At 68.3% G+C, this 14,939-nt stretch carries 13 protein-coding genes; 2 read left to right on the top strand and 11 right to left on the bottom strand.

Features of this window, described 5'->3' with window-relative positions:
* Positions 1–204 precede the first annotated feature (204 nt).
* Entirely contained in the window at positions 205–351 is a 147-nt protein-coding gene (locus tag U4Z64_RS25180; RefSeq protein WP_082088472.1) for a DUF3096 domain-containing protein, read from the top strand.
* A 638-nt stretch (positions 352–989) separates the two neighbouring features.
* Positions 990–1,289: a hypothetical protein gene (locus U4Z64_RS25175; RefSeq protein ID WP_044844263.1), complete on the top strand. Its 300-nt coding sequence runs from the start codon at positions 990–992 to the stop codon at positions 1,287–1,289.
* A gap of 317 nt (positions 1,290–1,606) precedes the next feature.
* Here U4Z64_RS25175 and U4Z64_RS25165 read toward each other — a convergent pair whose 3' ends face one another.
* From U4Z64_RS25165 to U4Z64_RS25115, 11 genes are all read right to left on the bottom strand, one after another.
* Entirely contained in the window at positions 1,607–2,827 is a 1,221-nt protein-coding gene (locus U4Z64_RS25165; RefSeq protein ID WP_415750593.1) for a M20 aminoacylase family protein, read from the bottom strand.
* A 36-nt stretch (positions 2,828–2,863) separates the two neighbouring features.
* The gene (locus U4Z64_RS25160; RefSeq protein ID WP_321821402.1) at positions 2,864–4,333 is read right to left on the bottom strand and encodes an aldehyde dehydrogenase family protein; all 1,470 of its coding nucleotides are present in this window, start codon (positions 4,331–4,333) and stop codon (positions 2,864–2,866) included.
* A gap of 86 nt (positions 4,334–4,419) precedes the next feature.
* Entirely contained in the window at positions 4,420–5,745 is a 1,326-nt protein-coding gene (locus U4Z64_RS25155; RefSeq protein WP_321801973.1) for an FAD-binding oxidoreductase, read from the bottom strand.
* Between the two features lie 2 nt (positions 5,746–5,747).
* Entirely contained in the window at positions 5,748–6,482 is a 735-nt protein-coding gene (locus U4Z64_RS25150; RefSeq protein WP_321821401.1) for a cupin domain-containing protein, read from the bottom strand.
* 116 nt (positions 6,483–6,598) lie between these two features.
* Positions 6,599–7,051 carry a helix-turn-helix domain-containing protein gene (locus U4Z64_RS25145; protein ID WP_044844267.1) on the bottom strand — a complete coding sequence of 151 codons (453 nt, stop codon included), beginning with the start codon at positions 7,049–7,051 and terminating at the stop codon, positions 6,599–6,601.
* A gap of 11 nt (positions 7,052–7,062) precedes the next feature.
* Positions 7,063–7,191: a hypothetical protein gene (locus U4Z64_RS25140; RefSeq protein ID WP_260444565.1), complete on the bottom strand. Its 129-nt coding sequence runs from the start codon at positions 7,189–7,191 to the stop codon at positions 7,063–7,065.
* 25 nt (positions 7,192–7,216) lie between these two features.
* Positions 7,217–8,551 (bottom strand): FAD-binding oxidoreductase, encoded by a 1,335-nt coding sequence (locus tag U4Z64_RS25135; RefSeq protein WP_321821400.1) that lies wholly within the window; start codon positions 8,549–8,551, stop codon positions 7,217–7,219.
* 153 nt (positions 8,552–8,704) lie between these two features.
* Positions 8,705–10,579 carry an ABC transporter ATP-binding protein gene (locus U4Z64_RS25130; RefSeq protein WP_321821399.1) on the bottom strand — a complete coding sequence of 625 codons (1,875 nt, stop codon included), beginning with the start codon at positions 10,577–10,579 and terminating at the stop codon, positions 8,705–8,707.
* Positions 10,579–11,538, bottom strand: coding sequence for an ABC transporter permease (locus U4Z64_RS25125; RefSeq protein ID WP_321821398.1), 960 nt, complete (start codon positions 11,536–11,538; stop codon positions 10,579–10,581). Before U4Z64_RS25125 ends, U4Z64_RS25130 begins: the two co-directional genes overlap by 1 nt.
* Before the next feature lie 30 nt (positions 11,539–11,568).
* A complete protein-coding gene (locus tag U4Z64_RS25120) occupies positions 11,569–12,522 on the bottom strand; it encodes an ABC transporter permease (RefSeq protein WP_044844269.1) in 954 nt (317 codons plus the stop codon).
* A gap of 79 nt (positions 12,523–12,601) precedes the next feature.
* Entirely contained in the window at positions 12,602–14,185 is a 1,584-nt protein-coding gene (locus tag U4Z64_RS25115; protein WP_044844270.1) for an ABC transporter substrate-binding protein, read from the bottom strand.
* Positions 14,186–14,939 lie beyond the last annotated feature (754 nt).

The following is a 14,939-nucleotide window of genomic DNA, read 5'->3' as shown; positions in this document are numbered from 1 at the left end:
ACTGCGAATGCCGATCCGGCACGCTGAGCGAATCGCGATGAAAACGTCGGTGCAGGCACGGCGCTTGCGACGGCTGAAGCGTTCGCGCTTGTGACCAGCGAGTTGACGGTCGAAGGCTGGACGCTCGCCAGGCTCGCGCGTCTGTAACGGGTGCCGGAGGCAAGGCAGGCTGTGGCCACTCGTTGCCAATCTTGTGGAGGAAGCATGAATATCGTCACTAGCGCCGGCCCGCTGGTTTCGCTGATCGCCGGCATTCTCATCCTCGTGGTACCGCGCCTGCTGAATTACATCGTTGCGCTCTACCTGATCATCATCGGGCTGCTCGGTCTGTTCGGCGGACGTATCCATTGAATTGACATGAGCACGAGATAGCCGGTTATGGACGCGCATCAGTTCCAGTGAGCGCAACGAGCAACGCCTGTGCCGTCTGCATATGGATGAGTGAGCGGGAGAACGACGACCTCGCGCGTCCTTCCTCGATGCAATCACTCGCCGCCTCTGCGCGGAGAACCTTGATGCCGACAAGTGCGCACGCCCTCTCGCAAGGCCGCGCAGGGGCGGACCCTTCGGATCGAAGCGATATTCGACCCGACATCGGCATGGCGAGAACCGGGTGATTTTCAGCCCCTCGATCGCAAATTCGATTCCCCCTGGTCAGACTTTTCCCCGTTTCCCTCCATTTCGTTTCAATCCGATGTAAGTGTTCCTTTGTCGGATCGGAACCGAAATGACGAGTGCGCCGTACACCTTGTCCGCGTGTGCGTACGCATCGCGTCATCATGCTCTGCACTCCTTCCCTTTAAGTGTCGCACTGTGCCTCGAAGCGATTGCATGCCAAATCCGCAGCGACGATGACGTCGTGCGTGCCGCCGGATGGGTGCTGGCTGCGAAGCGACGCGGGTGGCGTGGTTGAAATGGCAACGAAGCGCTACCGCCCCGTTTGGGAACGAATCGTGCGCGTTCTCGGGTATTGAATGGAGGACAGCGCTATGAAGCCCATGACCATTGCAAACCGCCGAATTCTGGCGACACTCGTGGCAGGCGGCGCGCTCGTCGCGGCCGGCACGGCCTTCGCGCAAACCTACGTCGTACCGCCACCGAGGTACGAGGAGCCCGCCCCGGCGCCGGGTGTGTCGGTCACGATTGGCATGCACGGCGACCGCTACTGGGACGGCCATCGTTACTGGGAGCACGAGGCGTGGATGCATCGTCATCCGCGTGAACGTGATCCGTGGCGCGAACACGAACACGAGCATGAACACATGCACGAACACGAGTATCGTGAATAGCGAAGTGCGGCCACCAGAAACGGCAGAGGCCTCTCCGGCTTGACACGCTCGTTGCTTGCGCACGGACTTGCCTGATCGCTTCGGACCATTTCAGTCCTGGTTCGTGCGCACGGCGACTCGTCATCCGTCGCGTTCGCTGAACGATCCACCGCAGGTCGAGCAACCGGCGCGCGGTCGGCATGCACGAAAGCGCCTGTCTCGCGCGTTTCGCGGCAACCTCGGACCGACGATATTCGAGTCTCCGCGGTACGAGCGCCTGCGAATCGCGCGGTATCAGCTGGATTGGATTCGACGTCGCCCGCCATTGCGGCACGCACTCACGGCGATTGCGTGAAGTAACGCTGTGCCAGGGCGACCCAGTAGCGAACGCCGGCCGGAATGATGTCGTCGTTGAAATCGTACGTCGGGTGATGCAGCGCCGGCGCGGCCGCTCCCGCCGGCGCGTTGCCGATCAGCACGTACGCGCCCGGGCGCTCCTCCAGCATGAAGCCGAAGTCTTCGGACGTCATGTTCGGCGGCACGTCGGGGTGAAGCCGCTCGTCGCCGAACGTGTCGCGAATCACAGCTTCGCAGAGTGCGGTCTCGGCCGGCGTGTTGACCGTCGCCGGATAGTACTGAAAGAACTCGACGTCGACGTGTGCGCCATAAGCCGCGGCCAGCCCTTCGCACACGAGCCGGACGTCGCGCTGCAGTTGTTGCTGCAATGCCGACGACAGCGTGCGGATCGTCCCGCGCAACTCGGCGCTGTCCGGAATGACGTTGTCCGTCGTGCCCGCATGGAACATGCAGACGGAAATGACGGCGGGATCCACCGGATCCTTGTGCCGCGCGGCAATGGTCTGACACTGCAGCACTATCGAACAGGCGAGCGGTACGGGGTCGATGCCCAGGTGCGGCTGCGCCGCATGCGCGCCCTTGCCCGTCACCGTGATCCTGAAGCGGCATCCGGCCGCCATGATGGCGCCGGTGCGCAACCCGAACTGCCCGGCCGGCAAACCGGGCCAGTTGTGCATGCCGAACACGGCTTCCGTCGGACATTGCGCGAACAGCCCGTCGTCGATCATCTTGCGCGCGCCCGCGCCGCCCTCTTCCCCGGGCTGAAACACGAAATGCACGGTGCCCGGCAACTGCGGCAGGTCTTTCAGGATGCGCGCGGCGCCGAGCAACATGACGGTATGCCCGTCATGCCCGCACGCATGCATGACGCCTTGCGCGCCCGATGCGTGCGCGAAGTCGTTGGCCTCCTGGATCGGCAACGCATCCAGGTCCGCGCGGAGCACGATTCCGCGGCCCGGGTCCGCACCCAGCAGGCTCGCGACGACGCCCGTGCCGCCCAGCCCGCGCGACACCGCATAGCCGAGATCTTCAAGCTCGCGGGCAACGACGTCGGCCGTCCTGTATTCCTCGAACCGCAACTCGGGATGCGCATGCAGGTCGCGACGCAAGGTCGCCCAGTGTGCGCAATGGGCTTTCAGGGACGTCTCGGGGAAATCGGGATTATCCAATGTCGGCACCTTCGGAAAGTAGACGGCTTCCATTCTGTACTGCCTCTGCACTCGCGCGCAGCTGCTGCGTCAATCGCCAAAACCCACGATCGACTTGACCTCCATGTACTCCTCCATCCCTTCGATCCCGTACTCGCGGCCGTTGCCCGACTGCTTGTACCCGCCGAACGGCGCCTGAGGATCCCACGCCGGGTAGTTCAGATGGACCTGACCCGAGCGCAAGCGCGCGGCCACCGCGCGCACGCGTTCCTTGTCGGTGCCCTGCACATGTGCGCCGAGCCCATAGACCGTGTCGTTTGCGATGGCGACGGCCTCGTCGACGGTATCGTAAGGCAGGATCGCGAGGACCGGACCGAAGATCTCCTGCTGCGCGATCGCCATGTCGGTGCGGACGTCGGAAAACACGGTCGGCCGCGCATAAAAGCCGCGGTCGAATCCCGCCGGCCGCCCGGGGCCGCCAGCGATCAGCTTCGCCCGTTCGTCGAGGCCCGCGTCGATCATCTGCGCGACCCGGCCGAACTGCGCGCGATTGGCCAGCGGACCATGCGTCGTCGTGTCGGCGAACGGATCGCCGACGACCAGCTGCTGCGTCGCCGCGACGGCCAGCGCCTCGACGCGGCCCAGCACGCTGCGCGGCACGATCATCCGGGTCGGCGCGCTGCACGACTGGCCCATGTTGCGGAACGCGGCGGCGACGCCCGGCGCGATGGCGCGCGACAGGTCCGCATCGGGCAATACGATGTTCGGCGACTTGCCGCCAAGCTCCTGCGCGACGCGCTTGACGGTCGGCGCCGCGGCCTGCGCGACCAGCACGCCGGCACGCGTCGACCCGGTGATCGACACCATGTCGACCTCCGGGTGCGACGCGAGCGCCGCGCCCACTTCGGTTCCGCTGCCGCTCACCAGGTTGAACACGCCCGCGGGCACGCCCGCATCGGCGATCACTTCGGCAAACAGCAACGCGCTGAGCGGCGACAGCTCGCTGGGTTTCAACACCACCGTGCAGCCTGCCGCGAGCGCCGGGCCGACCTTCGCCGTGATTTGATAGATCGGCCAGTTCCACGGTGTGATCAGCGCGCAGACGCCAATCGGCTCGCGCACGATCGCGGTCGTCCCGCGCAGTGTCCGGAACGGATAACTGGCCAGATTGTCGCGCGCGACCCGGATATGTTCGGCCGCGAGCGGCACATGGGCGCCGCGTGCGTAATTGATCGGCGCGCCCATTTCCATCGCGAGCGCGAGCGCGAACCGTTCGGCACGCTCCAGCATCAACGCGTGAACGCGGTCGAGCAGTGCGGCGCGTTGCTGCGGCGATGTCGCGGCCCAGCGCTCGAAAGCATTGCGCGCAGCCTGCACCGCGCGGTCGGCGTCGCGTGCATTGCCGAGCGGGATCTCGCACAGCGTGTCTTCGGTGGACGGGCTGACGACCGCGAACCGGTCGCCGCCGTCAGGCAAGACCCAGTCGCCGTCGATGAAGAAGCGCTCCAGCCTGCCGGCTTCCATCAGGTGACGAACCGGTGAATCGATGGGTGAATGCATTGCGGGGTGTCCTTGAATCGATACCATGCGCCGGCGAACGGCGGAAGCCCGGAGGCCGCCATCGTCGTCCGCGAGACGGCCTCACACTAGAAATCGGCAACCTTGCCCCAGGCGGAATCGGCGAACCGGCCCGGCTGATACGGTACCGGGTCCACGATCGGCGGCGCGCCGGTGGCGAGATCCGCGATCAGGTGACCGGCGCCGGGGCCGATGCCGAAACCGTGTCCGGAAAAGCCTGCCGCCAGGATCAATCCCGGCACGCCCGGCACTTCGCCGATACCCGGGACGCCGTCCGGCGTGCTGTCGACGTACCCGGCCCATGCGTGCGTGATCGTGGCTTCGCGCAGTTCGGGCAGCAATTCGACGGCACGACGATAGGTTTCGGTGACGGTCGGCATGTCGGGCTTCGGATCGAGGATGCGCACCGCCTCCATCGGGGTCGGCGCATCGAGCCGCCACCGCTTGAGCGTTTCGTGGCCGCCGCGCATGCCCTCGAGGCCGCCCGGCAGCAGATTGCGCCAGCGCTTCGCGAACATCGGCACGAACTGCGGGGCGAACCGCAGGAACTGCGGCGTCACGTCCACGCGCGCGCGGCCACTGATGGCGAGTGCATAGCGTCCGTCGTCGCGGCGCGTGACGGACACGCCGGAGGTGTACAGCGCATCCGGCAAGCGCTGTTCGACGGGCGACACGCTCAGGATCGACTGACGGATCGACGCCTGCGGAAAGCGGATGCCGAGCTGGCGGCAGAACGACGACGCCCACGCGCCGCCGGCGAGCACGACCGTCTTCGTCCTGATGACGCCGGCCTCGGTGACCACGCCGCCGACGCGCCCGCCCTCGAGTTCGATCCCGCGCGCAGCACACTGCTGGTGGACGCTGCCGCCCAGCTTCATCAGTGCAGCCGCCACGGCCGGCGCGGCCTTGCCCGGGTCGGCCGTGCCGTCGGTCGGCGAGAACACGCCGCCCTTCCACTGCCGGCCCGTCACGCGCCCGCGCTCGCCGGCCTGCTTGCTGTCGAGCATGTACGTCGTCACGCCCGCGGTCTTCGCGAAGTCGCCCCAGCTGGCCCAGCGGGACAGCTCGGCCTCGTCATTGCTCAGATACAGCAGCCCGCAGCGATGAAAGCCCGTGTCTTCGCCGGATTCGGCGGCAAATCGTTCCCACAGGTCGATGCTCTTGCTCGCCATCGGCAATTCGCGCGCGTCGCGGTTCTGCTGCCGGCACCAGCCCCAGTTGCGGCTCGACTGCTCGGCGCCGATGCGGCCCTTCTCGACCAGCGCGACCGACATGCCGCGCCGGGCGAGGTAGTACGCGGTAAAGACGCCGATGATGCCGCCGCCGATCACGACGACGTCGGCCGAGGCCGGCAGCGTGGGCGAGGTTTCGATAAGGCGCAGCGGAGGGGACATGGTCAGTCTCGTTCGGTGGATACGTGGACGTTCTGCACGACGTAGAATTTCGCCACGCGCTCGCTGCTTTCCCACCCGATCGACGCGCCGCGCGGCACGAACAGCGCGTCGCCGGCGCCGAGCGACAGCACGCTGCCGTCGGGCGCCGCGAACCGGACGCTGCCGGCCAGCAGGAGCATGAACTCGTTCACGCGATGCGGGCGAACGATCCGGTGATACGGCGTCGAATCCCACGTGCCCGCGCAGTACGCGGCGCCGTCGTCGACGAACACGTTGTCGCTGCGGCATTGCGGCGCGGGGCCGAGCAGGACCTCCGGCGGCAGCGTCGCGGACGGCTTGAAGTCGGCGTCGGCACGCAGCGCGAACACGCCGCGCTGCGTCGGTGTCGCGCACGCGGCCGCGCAGAACGTGAACAGCACGCGCGCTGCCGCGGTGACGCGCAGCGCCGTGCCGCCGCCGATCACGGCCCCTTCTCCCGGGCCCAGCACGAGCGGTGCGGCGCCGGCCGCTTCGAGCGTCAGCTCGCCTTCGATGATCGCGATGGTTTCGATGTGCGGAAAGCTCGCCACGTCGAGTTCGCCGGCGAAGGCGATACGTCCGGCGGCCATCGCGTCGGGCCCTTCCCAGGCGATCTCCCGATGGCGCGCGAACGGATCGTTCGCGCCGAACGCCTGCTGGCGAAACGCGGTTGACGAAGGTGCGCCGTCGGCACGGTGCAACACGAAAGCTGCGGTCATTTCTGCTCCTGTGCAGTGCGCGGCGGCCGGGTTGAAAACCGTCGCGCGATATCGGAAATGGTCGTTCGCCGGCGCGCTCGCCGGCCATCCGTCAGGCGTGCCCGTCGCCGTTGCGCCTACGCGGCGTGACACGACGCTGCGCGGCGCTCGGTGTGCGGGCGCATCGAAGACGGCCGCGCAGGCGTGCCCGGCCGCGCGACCACGTAATCGCGCGGCGTGATCCCGAGCACCCGCCGGAAATGCCGGCACAGGTGGCTCTGATCGAAGAAGCCGACCTCGGTCGCGACGACCGAAGGCGCGAGGCCGGCGCGCAGCAAGTCCTGCGCACGCCGCACGCGCACGAGGCACAGATACCGGTGCGGCGACAACCCGACTTCGCCGCGAAAGCGTGCGGTGAAACGCGACACGCTCAATCCGGCCACCGCCGCGAGCGTGTCGAGGTTCAGCGGCTGCGCGAATGACGCATCGATCGTGCGCAGCACGTCGCCGATCGCCGGCGATACAGGCTGCGGAACACGCGGTGCGCGAGGCGTCGCGCCTTCGTCCGCGTCGTGGAACAGGGTGACCATGCTCGCCGTCCTCATGCGGCCGCCTGCGCGGCAGCGCGCGGCGCGGCGCCGGGCGCGCCCGGCCCGGCCATCGTGTCGCCGCCGGTCCCGTCGCGGCGGCCGTTGCCGGCGGCGAGCGGGCAAACGAATCGTGCGGTCATATCCAATCCTCCGGGGGCAGTCGCTTCAGTGCAGGAAATCCTGGATCCGGTAATACGCGCCGACGATCGGCAGAAACCACGCGTGCCCGAAATGGCCGGGCATCGCCGGCCATTCGAGGTCGCGCCACGGATTCGACGCGGCGGCGCCGTACAGCACGTCGGCCATCACGCGGCCCATGTGCACCGACATCTGCACGCCGTGGCCGCTGTAGCCCATCGAGTAATAGAGCCCGTCGTGCTGGCCCGCGCGCGGCAGCCGGTCGGCGGTGATGTCCACCAGCCCGCCCCAGCAGTAATCGAGCCGCACCTTGGCCAGTTCCGGGAAATACCCGGCCATGCCGGCGCGCAGGATGTCGCCGCTTTTCGCGTCGGAGCGCGGGCTCGACATCGCGAAGCGCGCGCGGCCGCCGAACAGCAGCCGGTTGTCGGGCGTCACGCGGAAGTAGTTGCCGATCTGGCGCGACGTCACGTAGGCGCGGCGCTGCGGGAACAGCCGGTTCAACTGCGCGTCGGACAGCGGCTCGGTCACGACGATGAAGCTGCCGACCGGCGCGATGCGCCGCCGGAACCAGCCGAACGGGCCGTGCTGCGATGCGCCGGTCGCGACCAGCACGCGATCGGCGACGATCCTGCCGCGCGTGCAGGTGATCGCGTGGCGCTCGCCGTCGAGCCGCTCGAGCTGCGTGACGGCCGCATGCTCGTACACGCGCGCGCCGGCGCGCACGGCTGCCTGCGCAAGCCCGACGCCGAACTTGCCCATGTGCATCTGCGCGCCGTTGCGCTGCAGGAGTCCGCCGTAGAAACCGTCGGAAGCGACTTCGTCGCGAATCCGCGCCGGCTCGATCAGTTCGATGTCCGGATCGACATCGCGGCGCAACGCGTCGAAGGTCTTTTCGAGCCCCGCGAAATGCTGCGGCTTCGCGGCGAGCTTCAGCTTGCCCGCCCGCCGGAAATCGCAGTCGATCGCGTGCTCGGCGACGATCGTCTCGACGCTCTTCACCGCGCTTTCGTACGCGCGATAGAACTGCTTCGCGGGCTCCGCGCCGATGCGCGCGGCCAGCGACGCGTAATCCTGTGCGACGCCCGTGTTGCACTGGCCGCCGTTGCGGCCGGACGCTTCGCCCGCGACCTGCGCGGCTTCGAGCACGACCACCGATACGCCGCGCTGCGCGAGCGCCAGCGCCGCCGACAGGCCGGTGAAGCCGCCGCCGATCACGACCACGTCGGCGCGCCCTTCGACGGGCCCTTCGCAGCCGGCGCGAAACGCGGGGCGGGTATCCAGCCAGTACGATTCGAATTTCATCGGATTCTTCTCGAGCATGTCGGCGACGACGATCGGCGGCCGTTCATGGGAAATCATTTAATCACCATCAAAAACCGCAGTTGCCGCGTATTCGCGCGCGGCACGCGCACAAAGCGCCGTTTTGCGCGACCGCCGCAGCAGACTATGCGGTGCGCCGTTCGCCGCTTCACTTGCCACGTCGCGCGCGGTGAACTTCCGGCGTGTCGCGCGCTACAGCTGCACCGGCTGCTCGGGCGCGGCACCCACCGGCGCCGGCTCCGCCTGGAAGCGCGCGAGGTCTTCCTCGCTGCGATGGCACAGCACCTGCGCGCCGTTGCCGAGCGTGCGCAGCGCCGGTGCCGTCCGGTTGCAGACGCCGTCCACGCGCATCGCGCAGCGCGACAGAAACGGACACAGCTCGGCGTCGTTCTCGCGCTCGCCGATCGGCACCAGCGGCCGGTGGCAACGCTCGGCCGCATCGTCGAGCCAGCCCGCCCGCAGCTCCGGCGCGGACGACACCAGCAGATGCGAATACGGGTGATAAGGCGGCGCGCACAGCGCGTCGCGGCTACCGGTTTCGACACGGCGGCCCGCGTACAGCACGACGATGTCGTCGCTGATCGCGCGCACCTTCGCGATGTCGTGCGTGATGAACACGTACGACACGCCGAGCTTCCCCTGCAGGTCGCGCAGCAGATCCATGATCGCGGCGCCGACGACCGTATCGAGCGCCGACGTGACTTCGTCGCACAGGATCAGGTCGGGCTCGGCCGCGAGCGCGCGTGCGAGGTTCACGCGCTGCTTCTGCCCGCCGGACAGCTCGCCGGTACGCCGCGAGGCCACCGCGGGCGGCAACCGCACGAGTTCGAGCAGCTCGGCGACGCGCTGCCGCGCCCGCGCGCCCTTGATCCCGTGGTAGAACGCGAGCGGCCGCGCGAGCGTGCGCTCGACGGTATGCACCGGGTTGAGCGCGGTATCGGCGTTCTGGAACACGATCTGCACGCGGCGGTGCTGTTCCTTCGTGCGCTTGGCGATATCGAGCGCGAGCGGCTCGCCGTCGAGCAGGATCTTCCCGGCCGCCGCCGGGACCAGGCCCGCGATCACCTTGGCGAGCGTCGTCTTGCCCGAGCCCGATTCGCCGATCACGCCGACCGTCTGCCCGCGCCCGATGCGCAGGTCGACTTCGTGCAGGATCAGCTTCGCGGGCCAGCCCTTTGCCGTCCGGCCGCCGTAACCGGCGACCGCACCGCGCACGTCGAGCAGCGGCGCCGGTTCGGCCGGCGCCGGTTTCTCGTCGCGTTGCGCATCGTTCGGCGTGACGGCCGCGATCAGGCTCTGCGTGTACGGGTGCGCCGGCGCATGCAGGATCTGCCCGGTCGCGCCGGCTTCGCGGATCACGCCGTCGCTCAGCACGACGATCCGGTCGGCCATCTGCGCGACCACCGCCAGATCGTGCGACACGTACACCGCGCTCATCCCGTAGCGCCGGATCACGCTCTTGAACGCCTGCAGCACGTCGATCTGCGTGGTCACGTCGAGCGCGGTGGTCGGCTCGTCGAGGATCACGAGCTCCGGATCGGTGATCAGCGCCATCGCGGCCATCAGCCGCTGCAGCTGGCCGCCCGACACCTGGTGCGGATAACGCTTGCCGATCGTCTCGGGCTCCGGCAGCGCGAGCGCGCGGAACAGCTCGACCGCCTTCGCCTGCGCGTCGCGCTTCGTCATCGTCTTGTGGATCAGCGCACTCTCGATCACCTGGTCGAGAATCGTGCGCGACGGGTTGAACGCGGCGGCCGCGCTCTGTGCGATGTACGCGACCTTGCGACCGCGCAGCGCGGTCAGGCCTTGCGCGGACAGCGTGCAGACGTCCGTGCCGCCGATCTTCACCGAGCCGCCGGCGATCCGGCAGCCGGTGCGCGCATGGCCCATCAGCGACAGCGCGATCGTCGTCTTGCCGGAGCCCGATTCGCCGATCAGCGCGAGCACCTCGCCGCGCCCGATCTCGAAGTCGACGCCGTGGACGATCGTCGTTTCCTCGCCGCCCGGCCGGCCGCCGACCACGCGCAGCCCGCGCACCTCGACGAGCGGAGTCGATTCATCTCGCATCAGTGTTCTCCCGCGGCCGCGGCCGCGCCCTTGCGGCGGCCGCGATGCGGCAGGCCGTCGATCAACAGGTTGACGCCCACCGTCAGGATCGCGATCGCGACCGCGGGCATGATCGCGACGGCCGAGCCGTCGCCGAGGCTCGCGATGTTCTCGCGCACGAGCGAGCCGAGGTCCGCGTACGGCGGCTGCACGCCGAGCCCGAGAAAGCTCAGGCCGCTCAGCAGCAGCACGACGAACGTGAAGCGCAGCCCGGTATCGGCGAGCATCGGATGGATCATGTTCGGCAGCATCTCGACACAGGCGATGTACAGCGCGCTCTCGCCGCGCGCCCGCGCCACCTGCACGAATTCGAGCGTGCTGATGTTGACCGCCAGCGCGCGGGCGATCCGGTACGAGCCCGGCATGTAGCTGACCGCGGCGGTGAGGACCAGCAGCGGCAGCGACGAGCCGAAGGCCGCGACGAACATCAGCGCGAACATCTTCGACGGAATCGACGTGAGCGCGTCGAGCAGCCGGCTCATCGTCTCGTCGACCGCGCGGCCCGACACGGTCGCGAGCAGCCCGAGCGTCGTGCCGGTCAGCGCGGCGAGCAGCACGGCCGCGAGCGCGAGCAGCACGGTCAGCCGGGTGCCGTACAGGATCCGGCTCAGCATGTCGCGGCCGAGGAAGTCGGCGCCGAACGGCAGCTTCGCGCTGAACGGCGCGAACACGTCCGGCGTGACGATCGCGCCGACGTCGTGCGGCGCGAGCAGCGGCGCGAACACCGCGATGAACAGCATCAGGCCGACCATCGACAGGCCGATGCGGCCGCCGGTCGTCAGTCTGATGCGCGCGGCGCGGCGCTTGCGCGGCTGGTCGGGGGACGGCGCGGCGGGCGGCGTCGCGCCTCCCGACGGCGAGCGCGGTTCGCCTGACGGCGGCAGCGCGCTGCTGCGTTGAACGGGTTCGGTCGGGTGCATGATCGGCATCTCGGAAGGTGGGCGGGACGCTCAGGTCCGCAGTCTCGGGTTCGACACGATCGAGCAGAGGTCGGCGAACAGCACGAGCGTCAGGTAGGCGACGCAGAAGATCAGCGTGCAGGCCTGGACCAGCGGGAAATCGCGATTGCCGACCGCATCGACCATCAGGCTCGCAAGGCCCGGATAGTTGAAGATCGTCTCGACGACGATCACGCCGCCGAGCAGGTACGACAGGCTCAGCGCGATCGCATTGGCGATCGGCCCGATCGCGTTCGGCAGCGCATGGCGCAGCACGACGCGCGCGGGGCTCGCGCCCTTGAGCACGGCCATCTCGACATACGACGCGCTCAACTGCTCGATCACCGCGGCGCGCGTCATCCGCGCCATCTGTGCGATCACGACCGCGCACAGCGTCAGCACCGGCATCGCGTACGCGCGCAGGAAATCGTGCAGGCTCTCGATCGGGCCGCTGTACGACAGCGCGGACAGCCAGTGCAACTTCACGGCGAGCACGAGCACGGCGACGGTCGCGATCAGGAACTCAGGCGTCGCGACGAGCGCCAGCGTGCCGAGGCTGATCACGCGGTCGACCACCGACTCGCGCTTGACCGCCGCGAGGATGCCGAGCAGCAGCGCGATCGGCACCGACACGGCGGTCGTGATCGCCGCGAGCGCGAGCGACTTCGGCAGGCGCCCGCCGATCATCGCCGACACCGGCATGTCGCCGGACAGCGAACGGCCGAAATCGCCGTGCAGCAGCCCGGTGAGCCAGTTCAGGTAGCGCACGTGGGCCGGCATGTCGAGGCCGAACTGCTGGCGCAGCGCGGCGACCGTCTCGGGCGTCGCCGACTGGCCGAGCGCGGCCTGCGCGGCATCGCCCGGCAGCAGGTTCGTGATCGTGAAGATGATCGCGGACACGATCAGCAGCGTCAGCGCGGTGACCGCGATGCGCCGGCCGATCAGTCCAAGCAGGATTCGATTCATGAAACTTCACTCCCGTAAAGGCCGCGTGCGGCCGGCGCGGCAATCCGCACCGGCCGCACGGCGGCGGCACGCGCCGGCGTCAGGCGTTCCACCACACGTGCTCGGCGAACATGAAGCCCATCATCCCGCCGGTCGGGATCGAGCCGAGGCCCGCGATCCGCTTGTCGTAGCCGTCGAGGAAGCTGATGAAGGCCGGGATGCCGACCCTGCACTGCTGCGCGACGAGCACCTGCATGTCGCCGTACATCTGCTTGCGCTTCGCGTCGTCGGTTTCCGAGCGCGCGGCGAGCAGCAGCTGGTCGAACTTCGGGTTCTTCCAGCCCGACTCGTTCCACGGCGCGTCCGACTTGAAGAACTGCGTGAACAGCACGTCGGCGCTCGAACGCGGGTTGATGTTGCCGAAGCCGAGCGGATGCTTCATCCAGTGATTCGACCAGTAGCCGTCCGCCGACACGCGGTTCACCTGCAGGTTCAGCCCGATCTTCTGGCCGGCCTGCTGCAGCAGCACGGCCATCTCGATCGACCCGTTCGCGTCGGAGGTCGCATAGATCGGCGGCAGCGCGGCGCCCAGCGCGCCCGCCTTCTGGAACAGGAACTTCGCCTTGTCCGGATCGTACGGCCGCTGCGGCAGCGACGCGTTGAAGTAGCGATGCCCCGGCGGGATCGGCTGGTCGTTGCCGATCACCGCGTAGCCGCGGAACACCGCCGAGCGGATCTGCTCGCGATTGAAAAGGTACTTCATCCCTTCGACGAAATCGGGGTTCGCGACGATCGGGTTGTCGCTGCGCATGATCAGGTCGGTATAGAGCCCCGACTTGGTTTCCTGCAGCGCATAGCCCGGCGTCGACGCGACCCGCTGCGTCGAGCGCGGATCGATCGCGTTGATCAGGTGCACGTCGCCCGACAGCAGCGCGTTCAGGCGCGCGGCGCTGTCGCTGATGCCGATCAGCTCGATCTCGTCGAGGTACGGCATCCCCGGCTTGAAGTAGCTGTCGTTGCGCACGCCGACGGTCGACACGCCCGGCTTGAACGACTTCAGCTTGTACGGGCCGCAACCGATGCCGGTGCTGAAATCGGTCGTGCCGTCCTTGACGATCACGAGTTGCGGCGTCGCGAGGATCACCGGCAGATCGGCATTCGCGCTCGCGAGCACGAGCGTGACCTCGTCCGGGCCGCTCGCCTTCGCGTCGGCGAACTGATCGGCGAGCGGCTTGACCTTCGACGCGGTGGCCGCGTTCTTGTGGCGCATCAGCGAGTACACCACGTCGGCCGGCGTGACCGGTTTCCCGTCGTGGAACGTGACGCCCTTGCGCAGCTTGATGATCCACGTCTTCGCGTCGGTCGTCTGCAACGACTGGGCGAGATTCATCTGCGGCGTCAGGCTCGCATCGAGCTGCGTGAGGCCGCTGTAGAACATGAAGAAACGAATGTAGTCGGCGCCCGTCGAACCCTTGGCCGGGTCGAGCGTATCGGCCGTCGAGCCCGATTCGTTCGCAACCCGAATCTTGCCGCCGCGCTTGGGCGCGGGTGCCGCAAAGGCAGTCCCGGGTTGCATCAGCAGCCCGCCGGCGCCGGCGGCCATCATGCCGCTCGCCGCCATGACCCGCATCATGTCGCGGCGCGTGAAGCCGCCCTTGCTGCCGTTGTCGATATCGTCGCTCATCCGAACTGCTCCTGACTGTGGAAAGTGGGTCCTGGGGTCCAGCGTGGTTCGAGAATCCCGTCGTGCCCGTGTGCTGGTCGCGGGCGCGACGTCGTGCGCATTGAGTTCATTTAAGCATCGCCAAAATGCGGGTTATCGCGATTCGGGGCGGCTGCACGATACGATTCGACCGTTTTGGACCGCCCGCGCAGCATGATTTGCTGCGTGACCACGCGTACCGCCGTCGGCTCGATGCCGCGTCGCGACCACTGCGCGATACGGGCGCGACGAAGGAAATCGTAAAGTGATACGCGCGGCAGATTGCGCCGACAAAATTGGCCGCGCGGCATCCGAAACGCGTTCGACGCACGCAAACCGCATGTTTGTGTGGAATGCGCGCTCGCGGCCCGCGGCGCCCGGTGCGACCGGAACGTCGCGCGCGCACCGGACGGCGGGCGCCGGCCGCGAGGACGCCCGGCGCATGAAAGGTCAGGAGATTTCCGCGACGTCGAAGCGGCTTTGCCGGACGACGGGCGGACAACAGGGATGCGGCCGGATGATCCGACGCCGGGCGCGAACCCGTGACGGGCCGTCAAGCCGCGACTCCCCGCTGCGACGCGGTCGGCGCCGGCAGGTTGGTGAGCACCACGCCGAACACTTGCCGGCGTGGCGTCAGGAAAACGAGGTGATGGCGTTGCCGGCGGGTGCGCACGCGGCGGCCAGCAGTCGGGCGGTCAGGCGGTCAGGCAGTCAGACGTCGAGCAATCAGGCAGTC

Source organism: Burkholderia sp. BCC1996 (assembly GCF_905339955.1).
Classification (GTDB): domain Bacteria; phylum Pseudomonadota; class Gammaproteobacteria; order Burkholderiales; family Burkholderiaceae; genus Burkholderia.
Note: the sequence above shows the minus strand (reverse complement) of the source record. Positions and strands in the feature narration are given on the sequence as shown.